The sequence below is a fragment of the Halobaculum rubrum genome, assembly GCF_019880225.1.
Classification (GTDB): domain Archaea; phylum Halobacteriota; class Halobacteria; order Halobacteriales; family Haloferacaceae; genus Halobaculum; species Halobaculum rubrum.
Genome location: NZ_CP082284.1, coordinates 1,206,750 through 1,226,366, shown reverse-complemented (window position 1 = coordinate 1,226,366; position 19,617 = coordinate 1,206,750). Strand labels below are relative to the sequence as shown.

Here is a 19,617-nt window from a genome sequence, read left to right as displayed (position 1 = left end):
GGTCACGCGACGAAAAGAGCGGTTCGGTCGGTCGGCCGTCGGTCTGCCCGCCGCCGGAGCCAGTCCTCGGCCCAGTAATACAACTCCTCGCGCGAGGCGTCGCAACTCGGGCAGTTCGCCGGAGGGTCGCCGTCGATCTGGTCCATCTCGCCGCACTCCCAGCAGCGCCACATCACGTACGCCTTGCCGAAGATATCGCGCGCCTCGTCCAGCGTCACCGCGCCGGCGCCCTCGCCCGCGAGGACGTAGAAGCCGGCGTCGTCGACGCCCCGAACCGACCCCAGCTGGTTGTCGCCCCCGTCGTACACCGGCTGTCCGGCCGAGATATCCGTCAGCTGTATACGCCTTTCCCGCTCTGTTCTGCCGGCATACGCCACGGTACGCTCCGAATCGTGTTAAGCTATCTCACGGGTTCGGCGCGACGGGAACCGCGGGGCGGTTTCGAGCGGCGCCAACTCTTCTCGGGCCGGACGACCGTCGGCAGAACACCGGACGACTCGACGATGGATCGGAGCGCTCGGCCCGACAGATCACATGAAATCGGCAATGCTCCCCTGCTTGTTCTTGTCGTTCTCGAACACAGACTCCAGCGAGCGTTCGAGGATCTCCAGCCGCTGAATGGTGTACTCGCGGCAGCCGAACTCCTCGGCGACCCGCAGCGCCACGTCCATGTACTTGTTCACGGAGCCGCGGTGGACGGTGAGCGTCATGTCGCCGCCGCACTCGCGGCAGTCGCCGGTGAGCGGCATCCGGCGGTACTTCTCCCCGCAGTCCAGACATCTGGTCTCCTGTCGGGAGAACGCTCGGAGGTTCCCGATCAGGTCCGGCAGGAAGTGGTACTCGATGACGCGCTCGGCCACGTCGGTCTCGTCGACGGCGCGGAGCTTGCGTGCGAGCGCGAGTTGGGCGTCCATCTTATCCATCATCGACCCGAGCGTCTTGTACGCCGACAGATCCGGCCCGAGCGCGATGTCGGTCGTGTCGTGGGTGTGGTCGAAGCCGCGGTACTCGTCGTCGGTGCCGAGGGTGTCCTCGCCGATCCGGATCAGGTCCTCGACCTCGCCCGGGTCCGCCATGTCGAGGGTCGCCTCGTAGAACTCCCGCGGATACTGTCGCACGATGTCCATGTTGTGCGCCTCGTCGTCGATCTCCGAGGGGTCGATCCGCGAGGACATGACCAGCGGCGCGTCCATCTGGCCGCCGCGCTGGTCCGGGAGGAACGCCTTGCTGAAGTTGAGCAGGCCGTCCATGAGGAGCATGACGCAGTCCTCGTCACCATCGCATTGCTTCTGTGATAGGTCGTTGGCAACGAGCGAGTGGGTGTCCTCGACGGTGAGGCAGTAGGTGTAGTCGGTGTTCGAATCGACGTATTCCACCGTTGCAACGGACTCAACGAGCGCGTCCTCTCCGCCACCGTCGAACGCGCGCCGTGGTGTCGTCGCTCTGTTTTCTATCTGTTCACGCAGTCGGTCGTGTTTCCGGTCGAGGTGGAATCCGACACGATCGGAGAAGGTAACGGCGTCTTCGGAACTGACACGGAGAACGTAACTCCGGGCCGACCGTGAGGGGTCGTCGACCGCATAGTAGTCGGGGAACTTCGTGTGAAGCGGCACCGGATCCTCGATGTCGACACGACCGACGATGCCGAGCCGCGAGAGTAGCGCGATTAGGTCCTCTTTCAGTTCCGGACTCACCGTGGTTGCGGACACGACGGCCGCGTTGCACTCGGCAGTTCCATCGCCGCTGAAGTAGCCGCTGAGGTATGCTTCAACGATCCGTTCGTCGGCGTCGAACACGCACTGCGGGACGCGTTTAGTCTCGGCACGAACTCCCGCGTCGAGGATACTGTCGAAGAACGCACGGAGTAACCTGCCCGAGGCCGTAATCTTCGCCTCATTCTCGCAGTACGGGTTGACGCCGAACTCCTCGCGAAGAACATCGACGTAGAAGTCACGCGCCTGCGCTTCGGTTCCACAGATCGTCGTCTGATGGATCGTGCCTTTGGGCGTCTCCTGCTCCCGCGCGAATCCCTCGGCGGCGTAGTATCCGAGGAGCGTCGCGACCCGCTCGCTCACTTCGACGTGTCTGTCGACCTCTGCCGAATCTCGCTTCACGCCGAGCTTCGCCTCGAACGGAACGAAATCAAGCATCTCCTCGACCGAGTCAAATAACTCCAGCAGGAGTTCCGCAGGAAGGCTTCTCCGGTAGAGATAGTTGCTTAGCCCCTTCTTCGAGAGCCCGAGGTATTCGGCGGTACTCTTCAACGGGTAGAACCGGCCGTCCCACTCATCTGCCAACCGGTCCGTGAACAGGTCATAGAGTTCGTCCTTTTCCAGCCCCTTTATCATCAACCGGTCGTTACCGACCGCCTCGGAATCGATGAACTCCCCGAGAAGATCGAACGTCTCGGTACCACTTGCTCTGACGCTGTCGAGGTGTGCCGGCTTGACGACGTGATCGTCCTCACTTAGATCCCTCGCTGCCTTCGACCGGATCTCTTCACCGTCGAACACGTGCATCTCGTGATCCGGCGTCACCGTGATCTCCCGTCCGCTTCGCGTTTCCACACGGACCATGTGGTCGGGCGCGACGTGCTTCGACACCGCTTCGACCGGCTTCAGTAACTCCTCGCCGTCCTCCGTCACCGACGGGACAAACACGTCGCCGTCGAGTTCAGACACGAGCGTCCCGAAATCGTCTTCCTCGAGATCATCCAGCCGCGCCTCGACGAACTCGTCGATCCGGCCGTGGTGCCACTCGTCGGCCTCATCGCGGTACCAGAGCTTCGTCTCCGGGTGGAAGCAGTTCCGACGCTTGGCCGCGTGAAAATACGGGTGCGCGTAGCCGACGGCCGCGCTCGTGAACCCCACGACCCGACCGACCACGGCCGCGCTCGTGTGGGGCGCCATCCCGAACACCAACTCGCCCACGAGGTCGTCGCGCTCGTTCACCTCGTAGAACGGCTCCAGCCCGTAGAAGTCGGTGAGGAGTTCGTCGACGAAGTCGGCCGTCTTCATCATGTGCTCGGCGGCGCCGTCCGAGAGCACGATGTCCTGCACCTTCAGCTCGATAAGCTGGTCGTCGTGGACGAGCGGCTCGCCGTCGATGTCGGTCTCGTAGCCCAGCTCCCGGAAGTGGTCGGCCGTCACGTCCAGTTCCTCCGGCCGGACCGACGTGACCGGGAGGTCGGTCATGTCGTAGCGAACCGTCCCGTCCTTGAACGACGTGACGCCGTGTTTCGCCCGGAAGATCCCCTTCTCGATGGGCTCGGGTGTCTTATCCGCGGAGGACAGCCCCTTGACGCCCTTCAGGATCTCGAAGCTCGCCTCGCGTTCGTCGGTCCGCTCCAGCGCCGACCAGTACTCGTCGTTGAGGTCGATCTCGTGCCAGTCGGGGCTCTCCACCTCGCGTTCGCAGCGGGGGCACTCGACGCGGCCGGACTCGTCCGGCTCGCACAGCGTCCCGCACTCGTCGCACTCGTAGTAGGGCTCGGTGTGTGCGCCGCAGCCGGGACACTCGGGTTTGAACGTGTGCTCGCCGCAGTCGGGGCACTCCCGCTCGCCGACCAGCACGTCGTAGACGCCCTTCCCCTTGTCCGTCCGGTTCCGGGCCGCCTCGCCGATGGAGCGCTGGTTGCCGCCGAGCTCCGTGATCGGAAACAGCGTGTGGACCGCCGGCGAGAGGTCGCGGCTCTCGGACTTCTCCGGGCGCCCCATCCGGTTGCCGATCCGGGTCGGCGCGCGCTCGCGGACCTCGAAGTCGGTCACCTCGTTGACCGCTCGGATGGCGTTGTCGCCGCCGTCCCACTCGCGCGCCTCATCGGAGAGATCCTCCGGCGTCCACTCGCGCCGGAGGCCGTCCGTGACCCCGAGTTGCCGGAGCAGCGGACGGAAGTCGGGGATACGGAGGGCGTCCTCGGTCTGGGTGTGCTCGACGAGCAGCGTCTCCAGCGCGGGGCGCACCGTGTCGGTGTGCTCGACGACGAGCAGGTCGCCGGTGACCTCGCCGGCGGCGACCGCGTCGGCGACCGCGTCGTACTCCGCGACGGAGATGTCGTGCCAGCAGTACGTGTAGGCGGGGTGCAGCGGGGCGTCGTACTCGTCGACCCACGCGAGCGCCTGCTCGGCGTCGGGGTTGTCGAGGTCCGTGGTGAGGTCGTCCTCCAGCGCCTGGAGATCCGCTCCCGCCTCGGCGAGGTCCTGTTCCCACCACTCGCGAACGTAGGAGGCTGGCGCGAGCGGGTGGTTGTTCTCGATGAACTCGCCGAAGTTGACGAGGTACTCGCCCAGATCGAGCACCTCCTCGACGCCGTTTCTGACCTCCTTGGCCTCCGCCGGGTCGTCGATGCGGCGCACGTCGCCGTTCGCCAGCCTGACCGTCGGCCCGTCGATGGAGTCGACGGGTACCACGCCCCCGGCCTTCCCGGGGCGCTCGGTCTTGATCTGGGTCCCCGTCGCGAGGAAGTCGTCGACGATATGCATCGTTGCCGGGTGGACGCCGGCAGTCGCGAAGCCGTGGTTGCGCGCGCGGCCGTACCGAAGCCGGAATCCGCCCGACTCGGAGGGGTGGCCGAAGACGGGTCGCCCGGCGATCAGGTCCCGAAGGAACTTCTTGGAGGGGTCGGGGCGGAGCGGGCCGTCCGGTCCGTCGTCCTCGACGGCCCCGTCGGCGTCGCCCTCGTTCCCGTCCTCACCGTCGCTGGCGGCCTCCTCACGGTCCTCGGTGTCGTTGCCGGCCCCGTCGGTGTCGTCGTCGGCCGCGTCATCGCTCGCGTCGTAGTACGTGCCGTCGATGAGGTCCTGGAGCCACGGCCAGTCGACTTCGTCGAGTTGGCGGGTGTAGCGCTGGATCTTGGGGGCCTTGAGCGCGATCCCCTCCGCGAGGACGAGACACATCCCGCCGCGGGCGTTGTTGGTGTCCACCCGTTCGAGGTCGCGGAACCCGGAGACCTCCTCGTCGCCGGTGGCCTCCCCGTCCAGCATGATCGGCATGTGATCGGCGATGAACTTCGTCTCCTTGTCCTTCGGCGTGTACTGAAGGCCGGTCTCCTTGTCGTAGAGGCCGATCTCCTCGGCGTAGCGTTCGACCTCGTCGTCGCGGGCGCGGTACTCCTCGATGCCCAACAGCGCGCGGGCGTAGTCGCCCACGAGCACCGACAGCGCCTGCGCGGTCCCGCCGGCCGAGCGGATCGGGCCGGCGTAGTAGACGTTGATGAACTCGGTGCCGTCGTCGTTCTCGAGGATCTCGACGCGGTCGATCCCCTCGATGGGCGCGGCGACGACCCCCTCGGTGAGCAGGGCGACGGCGGTCCGTACGGCGCCCTCGATCTTGCCCGCCCGCGAGTCGAAGTCGCCGACGGTGCCCTCCACGAAGTCGGTGACGAGTTCGAGGGCGGCCTCCTCGCGGGAGAACTCCTCCTCCAGTTCGCGGACGCGCTCGGCGACGCCGGGGATGCCGAGGATGTTCTCGACGCGGTCGGCCATGTCGCGGGCGACGGGGATCTCGATCTCCGTCTCGGGATCCTTCCCCTGCGCCTTCGCGGCCTCGGCGCGCTCGAACGCCTCGTCCAGCCTGTCCTCGATCCGTGTGAAGTAGCGCTCGTCGTCCGGTCTCATGTCGTCTCCTCCGTCGCTTTCCCGCTCGCCCCGTCGGCAGTCGCCCGCCCGCTCGCCTCATCGGTCGCCTCTCCCGTCGTCCAGTACCGCGGTCGCGTCGTCGGTGACGGCCCCGGAGCCGGCGTCACGCCGGCGACGAACGCGTCGCCTCGGCTCGCGTGTCGGGGTCGTCTGTGCACGTCACCTTCCTGTGCGGGGGAGGGTGATAAGCGGTTCGTCGTCGCCGGCGGGGTCCCGGCCGCACCCCCTACAGCCAGAGGTCCAGGTCCGTCACCGCGTCGTGCTCGCGTTCCAGCGGCTCCTCGAACGCGCGGAGATACACCTCGCCCGCGAACACGGTCCCCGCGTTCAGGTGGCCCGCCAGCGCCTGCCCGCTGCGGCGCGACAGCACCGCGTGGGTGTGCGCGAAGCGGTCGCCCTCCAGCAGCGCGATGTTGCCGACACAGGCGGCGACCTCAAGCGGCTCGTCGAACGTCACCGACTGATACTCCTGGTCGTCCTGGTCGTAGAACCACACCTCGGCGTCCTGGACGGCGCCCATGGCGTTGAACCACGCGGCGTCCGCATCCACCTCGTCGGCGAGCGACTCGATCTCCTCGCGCCAGTCGGCGCCGTTGTCCAGACTCGCCATGTACTCGCCGGCGACCTCGACTTCCCGGTAGTCCATACCCGATTCGTCGACCGACCGGCAGTAAAACGTTGCCGCCGCGGGAGGGGAGACGGCCGCGCGCGCCCGACCGACGCCCCGCCCGGCGGGCGAGGGTTCAAATCCGATGCCGGGACCAGCACCGACGATGCGACGCTGAGACCTGTCGCCGACGGCGAGGCGGGTGCGCGGTCCGACCGTCGGCGTGCGGACGTGAATCGATCGATCCCCGGGCGATTTCGATCAGTCACACAGGCCGCCTGTCAGCCCCTTCGGAGCAGCAGCTATCGCGTCGCCTCGGCGATGGCACGGTCGAGGTCGGTCACGATGTCCGCGGGATCCTCCACGCCGACCGAGAGCCGAACCATGTCACTGGTGACGCCCGCGGCCAGTTGCTCCTCCTCGGTGAGCTGCTGGTGAGTGGTGCTCGCGGGGTGGATGACGAGCGTCTTGGCGTCGCCGACGTTCGCCAGCAGCGACGCGAGTTCCGTGTTCTCCACGGTTCCGCGCGCTGCCTCGTAGCCGTCGGCCAGCCCGAAGGCGATCATGCCGCCGTAGCCGCCGTCGAGATACTCCGACGCCTCCGCGTGGGTCTCGTGGTCCGGGAGCCCAGGGTACGTCACCCACTCGACGGCCGGGTGGTCGGCGAGGTGCTCGGCAACGTGCTGGGCGTTCGCGCAGTGGCGCTCCATCCGCATCGGCAGCGACTCAAGCTTCTGCATCGTCGCCCAGGCGTCGAACGGCGACTGCGCGCTCCCCAGGTCGCGCAGGCCGCGAGCGATGGCACCGTACGTGAGCGCGGTCTCTCCGAAGCGCTCGGCGAAGTTGACGCCGTGGTATGCGGGGTTGTCGGCGCCCAGCTCCGGGAAGCGCTCGGCGTGCTCGCCCCACGGGAACGAGCCGCCGTCGACGAGCACGCCGCCCACGGTCGATCCGGAGCCGTGGATCCACTTCGTCGTCGACTCCCACACGAGGTCGGCGCCGTGCTCGATCGGCCGGCAGAGATACGGCGTGGCGAACGTGTTGTCGACGAACAGCGGCACGCCGTGCTCGTGGGCGATGTCGGCGATCCGCTCGATATCGGGCGTGACGAGCGCCGGATTGCCGATCGTCTCCAGGTGGACGAACGCCGTGTCGCCGTCGATCGCCTCCGCGTAGGTGTCGTAGTCGAGGGTATCGACGAACCTGGTTTCGACTCCCCGGCGCTCCACCGTGTGCGTGAGGTAGGTGTACGTCCCGCCGTACAGCGACGACGACGAGACGATGTTGTCGCCGGCGGACGCGAGCAGGAACGTCGCGAGATCGAACGACGCCATCCCGGAGCTCGTCGGCACGGCGCCCACGCCCCCCTCCAGCGACGCGAGCCGCTCGCCCAGCCGTGCCACCGTCGGATTGAGCAGCCGGCTGTAGATGTACCCCTCCTCCTCCAGCGCGAACAGCCGCGCCGCGTGGTCGGCGTCGTCGAACACGTAGGAGGTCGTCTGGTGGATCGGCGGCGCCCGCGCGCCCGTCGTCGGGTCGGGGTCCGCGCCCTCGTGGACGCTGCGCGTCCAGAAGCCGTAGTCGTCGGTGTCTTCGTCGGACATCTCGTTCGCTCGTACCGAGGCCGACGGCTAAGCACTGCCGTCGCCACGGAAATTCGCCGGCGTTCGTGACGCCACCGCCCCGTTCGAGCCGCAGGACTACCCCGGGAACAGGCTCGCGTGGACCGGCGCGCGGTCGGGATCGCCGGAGTGGCCGCCCGAGCCACCGCGATCGTCGCGGTCGTCCCCCTCGTCGCGGAGGGCGCGTCCGCCGACGCCGTCGGCGAGGAAATCGCGCAGCGGCGGTCCGACCGACTCGGGTTCGACGAGAAACGCGTCGTGGCCGTGGTCCGACTCGACGACGTGGTGTGCCGTCGGCACGTCCACGTCGCGGGCGGCGTCCGCGAGCGCACGCGACTGTTCGACGGTGAAGTGCCAGTCCCCCGTGAACGACAGCGCGAGCAACTCTCCCTCGTACGCAGCCAGCGCCTCCGCGTCGGAGCCGTAGTCCGCCCCGAGGTCGTACTCGTCCATCGCCCGCGTGAGATAGAGGTAGCTGTTGGCGTCGAACCGGCCGGTGAACGAGTCGGCGTTGTAATCGAGGTACGACTCGACCTCGCGATACGGGAAGAACCGATCCGTCGGGTCCGCCGGAGCGTCGCCGAAGGCGCCCCGGCCCGCCGCGCGGCGGCCGAACTTCCGGCCCATCGATGCCTTCGAGAGGTACATCACGTGGCCGATCCGACGGGCTTGTGCGAGGCCGTCGTCGGGGTTCGGCCGGTCGGCGCCGTAGTAGTCGCCGCCGTTCCAGTTCGGGTCGGTAGTGATCGCGCGGCGGGCGATGGCGTCGAGCGAGAGGCATTGCGTGTCGAGGCGCGCGGCCGTCGCGACGGCGGCCACGCGGCGCACGTCGTCCGGGAAGCGCTTCGCCCAGTCGAGCGCGTTCATGCCGCCGACGCTGCCGCCGACGACGGCGTGTAGGCGGCCGACGCCGAGACGGTCGAGCAGCCGCCGCTGTGCGCGCGTCCAGTCACCGACGGTGACGGGCGGGAAGTCGGTACCCCACGGCTCGCCGTCCGGCCCCTCGGACGGCGGGCCGGAGGAGCCGTAACAGGAGCCGGGGACGTTCACGCAGACGACGTAGTACTCGGTCGTGTCGATGGCCTTCCCCGGTCCGACCACGTCGTCCCACCACGCGCGGGCCTGGCCGGCCGTCTGGACGCCCGTGTCGCCGTCGTCGCCCGCGTCGCTCCCGTCCACCGCGCCGGCGTCGTGGTCCTCGCTGCGGGGTGCGTTCGAGACGTGCTGGCTCCCGGTGAGCGCGTGGCAGACGAGGACCGCGTTGCTCGCGGACTCCGTCCGCTCGCTCGCGGCGGTTCCCGCCGTGCCCCCGTCGAACTCCCCGTACGTCTCGTACGCGAGTTCGAGGTCGTCGACCGACTCACCGCACTCGAACCGGAACTCGCCGACCGACTCGACGGCGGTCATCGCGTCGCCTCCGCGATGGCGCGGTCGAGGTCGGTCACGATGTCCGCGGGGTCCTCGATCCCGACCGACAGGCGCAGCAGGTCCGGGCTCACGCCCGCAGCCGCCTGTTCCGCCTCGGTGAGCTGTGCGTGGGTCGTGCTCGCCGGGTGAATGAGCAGCGAGCGGGCGTCGCCGATGTTCGCGAGAAACGAGATGAGTTCCACCTCCTCACACAGGCGTTTCCCGGCGGCGAAGCCGTCCGCGAGCCCGAACACGACCATGCCGCCGAAGTCGTCGAGATACTCGGCGGCGGTCTCGTGAGTCGGGTGATCCGCGAACCCGGGGTAGGTAACCCACGCGACCTCGGGGTGGTCGCGGAGGTGCTCGGCGACGATCCGGGCGTTCTCGCAGTGTTTCTCCATGCGGACGGGGAGCGTCGAGAGGCCCTGAAGTGTCTGCCAGGCGTCGAAGGGAGACTGGGGATTGCCGAGCGTGCGGACGCCGCGGTGGCGCGCGACCTGCGTGAACGCACGCTCGCCGAAGTGTTCCGAGAAGTCGACGCCGAAGGCGGCGTTCTCTCCCGACAGTTCGGGATAATCGGCGTCCGGGTGGTCCCACGGGAAGGTGCCGCCGTCGACGAGGACGCCGCCGACGGTGGTTCCCGCTCCGTGGATCCACTTGGTGGTGGAGTTCCACACCACGTCGGCGCCGTGGTCGATGGGGTTGCACAGCACGGGGGTTCCGAAGGTGTTGTCGACGACCAGCGGGACCGCGTGCTCGTGGGCGATCTCGGCGACCCGTTCGAAGTCGGGCGTCACGAGCGACGGGTTCGCCACCGTCTCGACGTGGACGAACGCGGTGTCATCGTCGACGGCCTCCTCGTAGGCCGCGTAGTCGGCGGTGTCGACGGTCCGAAGGTCGACGCCGCGCCGGGAAGCCATATGTGCGAGATAGGTGCTCGTGCCGCCGTACATGTCGGCGCTGGCGACGACGTTGTCGCCGGCGCGCGCGAGCAGACTGGTCGCCGTGTCGATGGCGGCCATTCCCGAGGCGGTGGCGACGGCGTCGACGCCGCCCTCCAGGTCCGCGAGCCGCTTCTCCAACACCCGCGTCGTGGGGTTGGAAATACGGGAGTACACGTCGCCCTCGCGCTCGAGGGCGTACAGGTCGGCCGCGGTGTCGGCGTCGGGGAACGAGTAGGATGTCGTCTGGTAGATGGGCGGCGCCCGAGCGCCGGTCGCCGGATCGCCGGTCCAGCCGGTGTGGAGCGCCCGCGTCCGCGCGCCCCACTCGCCCGTCGGCGCGTCGGCGTCGTCGGTCATGTACTACGGGAATATTCACTCAAACGGATATGCACGACAGTTACGGCAACGTCTGCCGGGTGACGGACCGACTCCCAAAGCATAAAACGGAGACCGCCGGAATCGGGCGGTATATGGCCGCCATCGAGTTGGACGGCGTCACGAAGCGGTACGGCGACGTAACGGCCGTCCGCGACCTCGACCTCACCGTCGAGGAGGGCGAAGTGTTCGGCTTCCTCGGTCCCAACGGGGCGGGCAAGTCGACGACGATCAACATACTGCTCGATTTCGTCCGCCCCACGAGCGGCAGCGTTCGGGTGCTCTCGCGGGACGCGCAGGCGGAGTCGGTTGCGGTGCGCCGCCACACTGGCGTCCTCCCCGAGGGGTACGACGTGTACGAGCGGCTCACCGGCCGCCAGCACGTCGAGTTCGCCATGCGCTCGAAGGAGCTCGACGGCGACGTCGACGCCGTACTGGAGCGTGTCGGGATCGCCGATGCCGCCGACCGCCGCGCCGGCGGCTACTCCAAGGGGATGCGCCAGCGGCTCGTCCTCGGGATGGCGCTTGTCGGCGAGCCCGACATCCTCATCCTCGACGAGCCCTCCTCGGGACTGGACCCCGCCGGCGCCAAGGAGATGCGCGAGATCGTCCGCGAGGAGGCTGATCGGGGGGCGACGGTGTTCTTCTCCAGCCACGTGCTCGGTCAGGTGGAACCGGTCTGCGACCGCGTCGGCATCATGCGCGAGGGAGAACTGGTCGCCGAGGACTCCATCGAGGGCCTACGCGAGGCCGTCGGCGGCGAGGAGCAACTCGTCGTCACCGTCGACACAGCCGCCGAGGAGGACTTGGAGGGCGTTCGCGCGCTCTCTGGCGTCTCCTCGGCGGCGACCGACGGCGGCACCGTCACCGTCTCGTGTGAAAGCGACGCGAAGACGGGTGTGATCGGCGCGCTGGAGGACGCCGGCGTCACGGTGAAGGACTTCTCGACGGAGGAGGCGAGCCTGGAGGACCTGTTCCTCACGTACGCGACGGACGACGGTTCGGGCGCCGGAACCGGCGGCGACGCCACGGGTACGGAGGTGGCCGAATGAGCTTCGGGAGACGGTCCTGCTCGCTCGCGTCGCTCACGGGTCGCTCCGCTCACGGCTCGCTTCGGTCGCCGCTCGCTGTCGCGGTCTCACTCCGTTCGACCGCGCTCGCTCCCCGTTCGCCACTGAGGTCTCATCCCGTTCGACCTCGCACCGCTCGCTTCGCGGGCTGCGACTCCCGTGCTCACACTCACTGGGGGTGGTTCGCGTGAGCTTGGAGGCCGTCGCGCGCAAGGACTTCCAGGACGCGGTGCGCTCGCGCTGGCTGCTGGGGCTGACGGCGTTCTTCGTCCTGCTCGTGTCGGTGGTCGTCTACCTCGTCCGCCCGGGCGAGGGTCAGACGCTCTCGACGAGCGCGCTTCTCGGGTCGGTGTTCATCCGGGACGCGCTGGTCACGACGCTCATCCCGCTCATCGCGCTGGTCGTCTCGTACAACGCGGTCGTCGGCGAGCGCGAGTCGGGGTCGCTGAAGCTGCTGCTCGCGCTGCCGCACTCGCGGGGGGACGTGGTGTTCGGAAAGGTCGCGGGCCGCGCGGGCGCCATCGCGGTGCCCGTCTCGGTCGGGTTCCTCCTGCCGGGGCTGGTGGCCGCGATCGGGCCGCTGTCGCTGCGGCCGTTCACGTTCGTCGGCTACATCCTGCTGACGCTGCTGCTGTCGGCGGCGTTCGTCGCCATCGCCGTCGGCTTCTCGGCGGCGGTGGCGTCGAACCGGCTCGCCATCGGCGGCGCCGTCGGGCTGTACTTCCTGTTCGTCCCGCTGTGGGGCGCCATCCAGTTCCCGCTGCAGCTGTACCTGGGAACGGGCGGCCCCGACTGGCTCCCGATCTCGGGGTCGTCGCTGCTTGAGTTCCTCCGACTGGTCAACCCCACCGGCTCGTTCAAGATCGTCTCCGGCGAGTTCGTCAACGGCGTCCTGTTCGCGGCCGGGCAGGCCGGCACCGAGGCGGCCGGGCGGTACGCGACGCAAATGGAGATCGCGGCGTTCGCGATGCTCGGCGCGTGGCTGCTGGTGCCGCCGCTGCTTGGGTTGTGGCGGTTCGAGGGCGCAGATCTGTAGTCGGCGCGTTCGGCGGTTTCGGGTCGTCGGTCGGGACGCAGTTGACTGCCGCGGGGGTACTCGAAAGCCCCGGCGGCTACGCTCCCGCGGCACGCGCTGTGCTCGTCACCTCGCTCGCTTCGCTCACTCGGTTCCGGTGCTTGCGGTACCGGGGTTCGCGTAGCCGCCGGCCCCTTCCAGTCCCACCCCAGGGCGCCGCGCCGCAGCCACGACCTCCCCAGCCGATTCGCTCGCCCGGTCGCTCCGCTCCCGGTCTCGCTCATCCCTCGCGCGCTTGCGGCTGCGACGGAGCGCAGCCGGCACGCGCCACCGCGGCTGATCAGTTCTCGCTCTCGGGCGGCCACTCGATCCCGTGCTCGGCGAGGAGGTCCGAAAAGGCCGCCTCGTCCAGTTCCGCCACGTCGTTCGCCTCGGCGTCCTCGCGCTTGCTCGTCCCGGGACTCTCGCCGACGACGAGGTAGTCCGTGTTCCCGGAGACGGAGCCGGTGGCGTTCGCGCCGTGCGCCTCCACGAGATCCTGCGCCTCGCTGCGGGCGGTCGACAGCGACCCGGTGAACACGACCGTCAGCCCGTCGAGGGCGTCGCCCGTCTCGGTGTCGTCGGACTGTGGGTCGACGAACCGGAGGAGGTCGTCGATGACGCGGGCGTTCTGCTCGGTCTCGAAGAAGTCGCGGACGGTTCGGGCGACCGTCTCGCCGATGTCGTCCACTTCCTGCAACTCCGCCTCGCTCGCGTTCCGGACGGTCTCGAAGGTGCCGAAGTGGCGCGCGAGGTTTCGGGCCGTCGCGGCGCCGACCTCGTGGATGCCCAGCGCCGCGAGGAACTCCGCGAGCTCCGGCTCGGTGCTCGCCTCGACCTCGCGGATCAGGTTGTCCGCGCTCGTCTCGCCCCACCCCTCCAACTCGATCAGTTCCTCGCGGCGGTCGGGAAGGCGATAGAGGTCGGGGAGCGTCTCGACGAGCCCCGCCTCCCGAAGCTGTTCGACCGACTCCTCGCCGAGCCCCTCGATGTCGAGCCCCCCGCGGCTCGCGTAGTGGACGACCGCACGCTCGGCCTGTGCCGGACACGCCAGCCCGTTCGGACAGAACGCGAGCGGCCCGTCGCGCTCCACCGCGGTCCCGCAGACGGGGCACTCGTCGGGGAACTCGTAGGCCGCGTCGCTGCGGGACTCGACGACCTCGGCGACCTGCGGGATCACGTCGCCGGCGCGCTTCACGCGCACCTCGTCGCCGACGCTCACCCCCAGCGACGCGATCTCGTCGGGGTTGTGCAGCGTGGCGCGCGACACCGTCACCCCGCCCACGTCGACCGGGTCGAGCAGCGCCACGGGCGTCAGGCGACCGGTCCGGCCGACCTGCACGACGATGTCCTCCACCGTCGTCACCTCGTGGCGGGCGGGGAACTTGTAGGCGAACGCCCAGCGATAGCTCCGGGACTTGGTCCCCAACTCCTCGCGGGCGGCGCGACCGTTCACCTTGATCACGACGCCGTCGATCTCGTAGTTCAGGTCCTCGCGCGCCTCGGCCAGGCGGTCGCGGTAGTCGATCGCCGCCTCGATGTCGGCCGCGAGTTCGGCGCGGTCGTTCACGTGCAGGCCGAACGAGCGCAGCGCGTCCAGTTCTCCGAGGTGCGTGTCGGGCTGGGTCGGGACGTTCGGATCGACGTCGCCGTCCGACTCCCACCCGAGCACGTCGTAGAAGAAACAGTCGAGCGGTCGCTCGGCGACGGCGTCGATGTCGAGCTGTCGGAGCGTGCCCGCGGCGGCGTTGCGGGGGTTCGCGAACGGCTCTTTCCCCGCCTCGACGCGCTCGCGGTTGTGCTCCTGGAAGGCGTCGCGGGGGATGAACACTTCGCCGCGCACGGCCAGCGTCTCGGGGGGATCGCCCGCGAGCCGCTCCGGGACCGAGCGGATCGCCCGCACCTGCTCGGTCACGTCGTCGCCGACGCGGCCGTCGCCCCGCGTCGCCGCCTGCACGTAGCGCCCGTCCTCGTACACCACCTCGACGGAGAGGCCGTCGAACTTCGGCTCGCAGGAGTAGGTCACATCGGCGTCGTCGTCCAGCGTGCGGCGCACGCGCTCGTCGAACTCGCGCACGTCCTCGGCGTCACCCGACTGATCGATCGACAGCATCGGTGCGGCGTGCTCCACCTCCCCGAGTTCGTCCAGCGTGCCGCCGCCGACGCGGCGCGTGGGAGTGTCGGCGGTGTCGAGGTCGAACGTCTCCTCCAGTTTCTCCAGCCGCGCGAACAGCGCGTCGTACGCTCGGTCGGCGATCAGCGGATCGTTTCGGGCGTAGTAGCGGTGGTCGTGCTCCCGGATCGCCGCGCGCAACAGGTCGGCCTCGGCCGCCGCCGCGTCGGCGTCGAGGTCCTCGACCGGCGCGAACTCGGTGTCCGGCTCTGTCAGATAGGGGTTGTCCGGGTCGGCGTAGCGGAGGTCGTCGTCGTCGACCTCGGCTGGCTGGCTCATTGGCGGCGGTTGGCGGGGCGATGGCTAAAATGGGACGACCGCCGGCGGGGTGCTCACCTCACCGCTCGTTTCGTACGTCGGGGACGAGGACCCCCTCGTCCTCGAACAGGTCCGCGAGCTCGAACATCGACTCGACGACCACGTTGCAGGACGGCTCGACCGCGGGCTTGGGCTCGTAGCCGACCGCCAGCCCCGCAACCTCCAGCATCGGGAGGTCGTTGGCGCCGTCGCCGACGGCGACGGTCCGACCCATCGGCACGCCCTGTTCGTCGGCGACGCGCTCCAACTGTTCGTCCTTCGTTCCCTCGATCAGCGGCCCCTCGACCTCGCCGGTGAGGCGGCCGCCCTCGATCGGCAGGCGGTTGGCGACGATCTCGTCGACCTCCGCGCCGGCTTTCTCCAGCGCGGCGGCGACGCCGCGCTCGAAGCCGCCGGTGAAGATGGCGACGTAGTGGCCGCGGTCGCGAAGGCGCTCGATCACGTCCGCGGCGCCCTCGCGGAGTTCGACCTCGCCGTAGGCCGCCTCGGCGTCCTCCTCTTCGAGGTGTTCCAGCAGCGCCGCGCGCTTGCGCAGGCTCTCCGCGTAGCTGAGTTCGTCGTTCATCGCGCGCTCGGTGATGTCGGCCATCTCCTCTGCCACGCCGCACTGCTCGCCCAGCAGCACCGTCATCTCCGAGTCCGAGAGCGTCCCGTCGAAGTCGAACGCCACGAGTCGAGTCATGGACGGCCGTTGGCGGGCCGCGGCTTCAACTCCTGTGGTTCGCGTCGCCCCGCGGCGACGTGTCCTCCGGCCGAATGCCGCACACATGTGGTCTCTCCACTCGAAATAAGGGGGTAGTGTATCCACACTCTTGGATCACACTGCCGGGCGAGTTCCGCCGAGGTGGAAAGCCTTTACCTCGCCCCGAAACTCCGGTCGCGCATGAAGGTACTCGTCACGGATCCCATCGCTGACGCGGGGATCGAATCGCTCCGAGACGCCGGCCACGAGGTCGTCACGGGCTACGAACTCGAGGGGCAGGACCTCCTCGACGCCGTCGCGGACGCGAACGCCCTGATCGTCCGCTCGGGCACCGAGGTGACCGCCGAGGTGTTCGAGGCGGCACCCGAGCTCGTCATCGTCGGGCGCGCCGGCATCGGTGTCGACAACATCGACATCGAGGCGGCGACCGACCACGGCGTCGTCGTCGCGAACGCCCCGGACGGGAACGTCCGCGCGGCCGCCGAGCACACTGTCGCGATGACCTTCGCGGCTGCCCGCTCCATTCCGCAGGCGCACGGCCGGCTCAAGGACGGCGAGTGGGCCAAGGGCGACTACCTCGGGCGCGAGGTGAACAACAAGACGCTCGGCGTCGTCGGGCTGGGCCGCGTCGGTCAGGAGGTCGCCAAGCGCCTCGACTCGCTGGGCATGGATCTGGTCGTCTACGACCCGTACATCAACGAGGAACGCGCCGCGCAGTTCGGCGCCGAACTCGTCGACGAGCTGACCGACTGCCTCGCCCGTTCGGACTTCGTCACCATCCACACGCCGCTGCTGCCCGAGACGGAGGGGATGATCGGCGCCGAGGAGCTGGCGGCGATGGGCGACGCCTACCTGATCAACTGCGCGCGCGGCGGCATCGTCGACGAGGACGCCCTCGCCGAGGCCGTCGAGGACGGGCCCGTCCCCGGCGCCGCGCTGGACGTGTTCGCCGAGGAGCCGCTGCCCGAGGACTCGCCGCTGCTCGACGTGGACGACGTGATCGTCACGCCCCATCTCGGCGCGAGCACGGAGGCCGCCCAGGAGAACGTCGCCGTCGACACCGCCAAGCAGGTGCTGGCGGCGTTCGCGGACGAACCGGTTATCAACGCGCTCAACGCCCCCTCGGTGGACGAGTCGGCGTTCCCGCGCATCGAGCCGTACCTCGACGTGGCCGACACTGCCGGGCGGATCGCCGCCCAGCTGTTGGGCGAGCGCATCTCGAGCGTCGAGGTCCACTACGAGGGCGACATCGCCGGCGAGAAGGTCGACCTCGTCACCGCCAGCGCGCTGAAGGGCGTGTTCTCGCCGCTGGAGTACGAGGTGAACGCGGTCAACGCCCCGCAGCTCGCCGAGGACCGCGGCATCGAGGTGACCGAGAGCAAGACCCGACAGGCCGAGGACTTCCAGAGCCTCGTCACGGTGACCGTGAAGGACGGCGACACGGAGCTGTCCGTCTGCGGTACCCTCTTCGCGGGCGACGACCCCCGAATCGTCCGCATCGACGGCTACCGCGTCGACGCGCGCCCGTACGGCCAGATGCTCGTCGCGCGCAACCGCGACGAGCCGGGCGTCATCGGCCTCATCGGAACCGTGCTGGGCGAGGCCGGCGTCAACATCGCCGGGATGTTCAACGGCCGCGAGACGATCGGCGGCGAGGCGCTCACCGTGTACAACCTCGACGAGCGCCTTCCCGACGACGCCGTCGACCGACTCCTCGACGACGACCGAATCATCTCCGTGGACCGGATCGTCCTCGACGACGCGGAGAACGGTCGCTGAGACGGCGGCCGCGCCGTCGCCGACGCTGCCCGCTCTGCCGTCTCCCGACTACGTTCTCCGTAGCCTGTCGAACAGCCGCGCGACGACGGACCCCTGTGTGTCGTCCTCCTCACCGCCGTCGTCGGCCCGCGCGGCGTCGAGCAGCGTCTCGTAGTGGTCGACGATCCGCTCGCGCTCGCGTTGCTGCTGGGCCACGCGCTCGCGGAGCCGCCGGTTCTCCCGTCGCAGGTCCGTTACGACCATCGAACGCGGGCGCTCGCCGTCACTGGCGTCCTCGCTGACGCCGCCGCTGCCGCGGTCCGCACGCTCATCCCCCATGTTACACAGTACCTCACGAACCCGGAAAAAGCTTCGTCGGACGGACCGGTGACGGGCGCCGTTCGTCGGCGTCGCGCCCTCGCTCCGCGCTCGCGCTCGTTCCGACTCCCCTTCGCCGCACCGTCCTCCCTCACTTCGCGCCGATGTGCTCCAGCACCGCGTCCGTGGAGTTCGCCACGGGCTCGGGGTCGCCGCCGGCCTCGTAGGCGGCGTCGGGGTCCTTCAGCAGGTGGCCGGTCGTGAGACAGACGACGTCCTCGTCGGCGTCGACGACGCCCCGCTCGCGGAGCTTCCGCAGGCCGGCGACCGAAGCGGCGGAGGCGGGCTCGACGCCCACGCCCTCGTGGGCGAGGTCGCGCTGGGCCCCGGTGATCGCCTCGTCGTCGACGGCGACCGCGGTGCCGCCGGTCCCGCGGATCCCCGGCAGCGCCTTCGGGGCGTTCACCGGGTTTCCGATGCGGATGGCCGTCGCGATCGTCTCCACGGACTCCCAGCGGCGGACCTCGTCGGCGCCGTTCTCGATGGCCTCGACCATCGGCGCGGCGCCGGCGGCCTGCACGCCCGTCAGCTTCGGCACCTCGTCGGCGTCCATCGCGCCGGCGGCGACGAGTTCGCGGAACGCCTTGAACAGCGCCGAAGTGTTGCCCGCGTTGCCGACGGGGAGGACGATCCGGTCGGGGAAGCGGCCGTAGTCGTCGCGGAACTCCTCGAGGATCTCGAAGCCGATCGTCTTCTGTCCCTCCAGCCGGAAGGGGTTCAGGGAGTTGAGGAGGTACACCTCGCCCTCGTTCGCGAGGTCCTGCACGATGTCGAGGCAGGCGTCGAAGTTGCCGTCGACTTCGAGGATCCGCGCGCCGTGGAGGCTCGCTTGCGCGACCTTGCCGGCGGCGACCTTTCCCGCCGGGAGCAACACCAGCGTCTCCAGGCCCGCTCGGGCGCCGTAGGCCGCCAGCGCCGCGGAGGTGTTGCCGGTCGAGGCGCACGCCAGTCGGCCGACGCCCAGCTCCTCGGCGACGCGGACGCCGACGGTCATCCCGCGGTCCTTGAACGAGCCCGTCGGGTTCATCCCCTCGTGTTTCACGCGGAGGCGGTTCACGCCCAGGTCCTCGCGCAGGCGGGGCACCTCGTGCAGCGGCGTGTGGCCCTCCGGAAGCGAGACGCCCTCATCGAACGGCAGTCCGGCAGAGTACCGCCAGACGCCCTCGCCGGAGAAGTCGTCCCACGTCGGCGGGTCGGCGTAGCGGACCTCCAGCAGGCCGTCGCAGTCGTCGCAGGTGAAGCGGACGTCGTCGAACGGGGCGAACTGTCCGCCGCAGGCGATGCACTCCAGCCAGACGCCGTCGTCGGCGACGGACGGGGCGTCCTGTGTCGGCGCATCCAGAGAGAGGCTCATGGATAGATGTCGACCTCGCGGACTAAAAGTCGGCCGTTCGTGGCGGGTAGTGCCGGCGAGGCCGACCGGGGGAGGCCTCGACGGACGGCGGAGCGGCACAGGACCGCTCCGCGCAAAAACGAGGTCGAGCGGGGCACCCACCCCGTTCGGGTTTCGTTGCGAACGGTGAACGACGTGAGCGTGAGCACAGCGGACACAGCGAGCCCTCGGAAACGCGA

Annotated in this window: 13 protein-coding genes and 1 pseudogene; 3 read left to right on the top strand and 11 right to left on the bottom strand. The window is 69.4% G+C overall.

The window, feature by feature from the left end:
• Positions 1–62: 62 nt before the first annotated feature.
• The 7 genes and pseudogenes from K6T25_RS06445 to K6T25_RS06415 form a co-directional block, all read right to left on the bottom strand.
• Positions 63–341: pseudogene (locus K6T25_RS06445) on the bottom strand (DUF7130 family rubredoxin-like protein); the annotation flags it as partial.
• Positions 342–530: 189 nt separating this feature from the next.
• A complete protein-coding gene (gene polC / locus K6T25_RS06440; protein WP_222917412.1) occupies positions 531–5,615 on the bottom strand; it encodes a DNA polymerase II large subunit in 5,085 nt (1,694 codons plus the stop codon).
• Positions 5,612–5,794 (bottom strand): hypothetical protein, encoded by a 183-nt coding sequence (locus K6T25_RS06435; protein WP_222917411.1) that lies wholly within the window; start codon positions 5,792–5,794, stop codon positions 5,612–5,614. The genes polC and K6T25_RS06435 overlap by 4 nt, the downstream gene beginning before the upstream one ends.
• Before the next feature lie 68 nt (positions 5,795–5,862).
• Positions 5,863–6,282 carry a PPC domain-containing DNA-binding protein gene (locus tag K6T25_RS06430; protein WP_222917410.1) on the bottom strand — a complete coding sequence of 140 codons (420 nt, stop codon included), beginning with the start codon at positions 6,280–6,282 and terminating at the stop codon, positions 5,863–5,865.
• Between the two features lie 263 nt (positions 6,283–6,545).
• On the bottom strand, positions 6,546–7,847 hold the full coding sequence (locus tag K6T25_RS06425) for an O-acetylhomoserine aminocarboxypropyltransferase/cysteine synthase family protein (protein ID WP_222917409.1): 1,302 nt from the start codon (positions 7,845–7,847) through the stop codon (positions 6,546–6,548).
• Positions 7,848–7,943: 96 nt separating this feature from the next.
• Positions 7,944–9,272 carry a homoserine O-acetyltransferase MetX gene (metX, locus tag K6T25_RS06420; RefSeq protein ID WP_222917408.1) on the bottom strand — a complete coding sequence of 443 codons (1,329 nt, stop codon included), beginning with the start codon at positions 9,270–9,272 and terminating at the stop codon, positions 7,944–7,946.
• The gene (locus tag K6T25_RS06415) at positions 9,269–10,573 is read right to left on the bottom strand and encodes an O-acetylhomoserine aminocarboxypropyltransferase/cysteine synthase family protein (RefSeq protein WP_222917407.1); all 1,305 of its coding nucleotides are present in this window, start codon (positions 10,571–10,573) and stop codon (positions 9,269–9,271) included. Before K6T25_RS06415 ends, metX begins: the two co-directional genes overlap by 4 nt.
• Positions 10,574–10,686: 113 nt before the next feature.
• Between K6T25_RS06415 and K6T25_RS06410 the strand changes: the two genes are divergently transcribed.
• Both K6T25_RS06410 and K6T25_RS06405 read left to right on the top strand, forming a co-directional pair.
• Complete coding sequence (locus K6T25_RS06410) at positions 10,687–11,643, top strand: ABC transporter ATP-binding protein (RefSeq protein WP_222917405.1); 957 nt, start codon at positions 10,687–10,689, stop codon at positions 11,641–11,643.
• Between the two features lie 205 nt (positions 11,644–11,848).
• Positions 11,849–12,697, top strand: coding sequence for an ABC transporter permease subunit (locus K6T25_RS06405; protein ID WP_222917403.1), 849 nt, complete (start codon positions 11,849–11,851; stop codon positions 12,695–12,697).
• Between the two features lie 319 nt (positions 12,698–13,016).
• Here the strand turns inward: K6T25_RS06405 and ligA are convergent, their stop codons facing one another.
• Positions 13,017–15,167 carry an NAD-dependent DNA ligase LigA gene (gene ligA, locus K6T25_RS06400; RefSeq protein WP_222917402.1) on the bottom strand — a complete coding sequence of 717 codons (2,151 nt, stop codon included), beginning with the start codon at positions 15,165–15,167 and terminating at the stop codon, positions 13,017–13,019.
• A gap of 58 nt (positions 15,168–15,225) precedes the next feature.
• Complete coding sequence (gene serB, locus K6T25_RS06395; RefSeq protein ID WP_222917400.1) at positions 15,226–15,888, bottom strand: phosphoserine phosphatase SerB; 663 nt, start codon at positions 15,886–15,888, stop codon at positions 15,226–15,228.
• Positions 15,889–16,089: 201 nt separating this feature from the next.
• Between serB and serA the strand changes: the two genes are divergently transcribed.
• Entirely contained in the window at positions 16,090–17,688 is a 1,599-nt protein-coding gene (gene serA, locus K6T25_RS06390; protein ID WP_222917398.1) for a phosphoglycerate dehydrogenase, read from the top strand.
• Positions 17,689–17,736: 48 nt separating this feature from the next.
• On the opposite strand, the gene K6T25_RS06385 is transcribed toward serA, so the two are convergent.
• Together K6T25_RS06385 and thrC are read right to left on the bottom strand one after the other, a co-directional pair.
• Complete coding sequence (locus K6T25_RS06385) at positions 17,737–18,006, bottom strand: hypothetical protein (RefSeq protein WP_222917396.1); 270 nt, start codon at positions 18,004–18,006, stop codon at positions 17,737–17,739.
• A 130-nt stretch (positions 18,007–18,136) separates the two neighbouring features.
• Entirely contained in the window at positions 18,137–19,399 is a 1,263-nt protein-coding gene (thrC, locus tag K6T25_RS06380; protein ID WP_222917394.1) for a threonine synthase, read from the bottom strand.
• Between the last annotated feature and the right edge of the window lie 218 nt (positions 19,400–19,617).

What these genes read in the sequence shown, in the direction of transcription:
- ligA (WP_222917402.1), bottom strand. Translation starts at nt 15,167, where the DNA reads ATGAGCCAGCCAGCCGAGGTCGACGACGACGACCTCCGCTACGCCGAC.
- serB (WP_222917400.1), bottom strand. Translation starts at nt 15,888, where the DNA reads ATGACTCGACTCGTGGCGTTCGACTTCGACGGGACGCTCTCGGACTCG.
- serA (WP_222917398.1), top strand. Translation starts at nt 16,090, where the DNA reads ATGAAGGTACTCGTCACGGATCCCATCGCTGACGCGGGGATCGAATCG.
- K6T25_RS06425 (WP_222917409.1), bottom strand. Translation starts at nt 7,847, where the DNA reads ATGTCCGACGAAGACACCGACGACTACGGCTTCTGGACGCGCAGCGTC.
- polC (WP_222917412.1), bottom strand. Translation starts at nt 5,615, where the DNA reads ATGAGACCGGACGACGAGCGCTACTTCACACGGATCGAGGACAGGCTG.
- thrC (WP_222917394.1), bottom strand. Translation starts at nt 19,399, where the DNA reads ATGAGCCTCTCTCTGGATGCGCCGACACAGGACGCCCCGTCCGTCGCC.
- metX (WP_222917408.1), bottom strand. Translation starts at nt 9,272, where the DNA reads ATGACCGCCGTCGAGTCGGTCGGCGAGTTCCGGTTCGAGTGCGGTGAG.
- K6T25_RS06410 (WP_222917405.1), top strand. Translation starts at nt 10,687, where the DNA reads ATGGCCGCCATCGAGTTGGACGGCGTCACGAAGCGGTACGGCGACGTA.
- K6T25_RS06430 (WP_222917410.1), bottom strand. Translation starts at nt 6,282, where the DNA reads ATGGACTACCGGGAAGTCGAGGTCGCCGGCGAGTACATGGCGAGTCTG.
- K6T25_RS06415 (WP_222917407.1), bottom strand. Translation starts at nt 10,573, where the DNA reads ATGACCGACGACGCCGACGCGCCGACGGGCGAGTGGGGCGCGCGGACG.
- K6T25_RS06385 (WP_222917396.1), bottom strand. Translation starts at nt 18,006, where the DNA reads ATGGGGGATGAGCGTGCGGACCGCGGCAGCGGCGGCGTCAGCGAGGAC.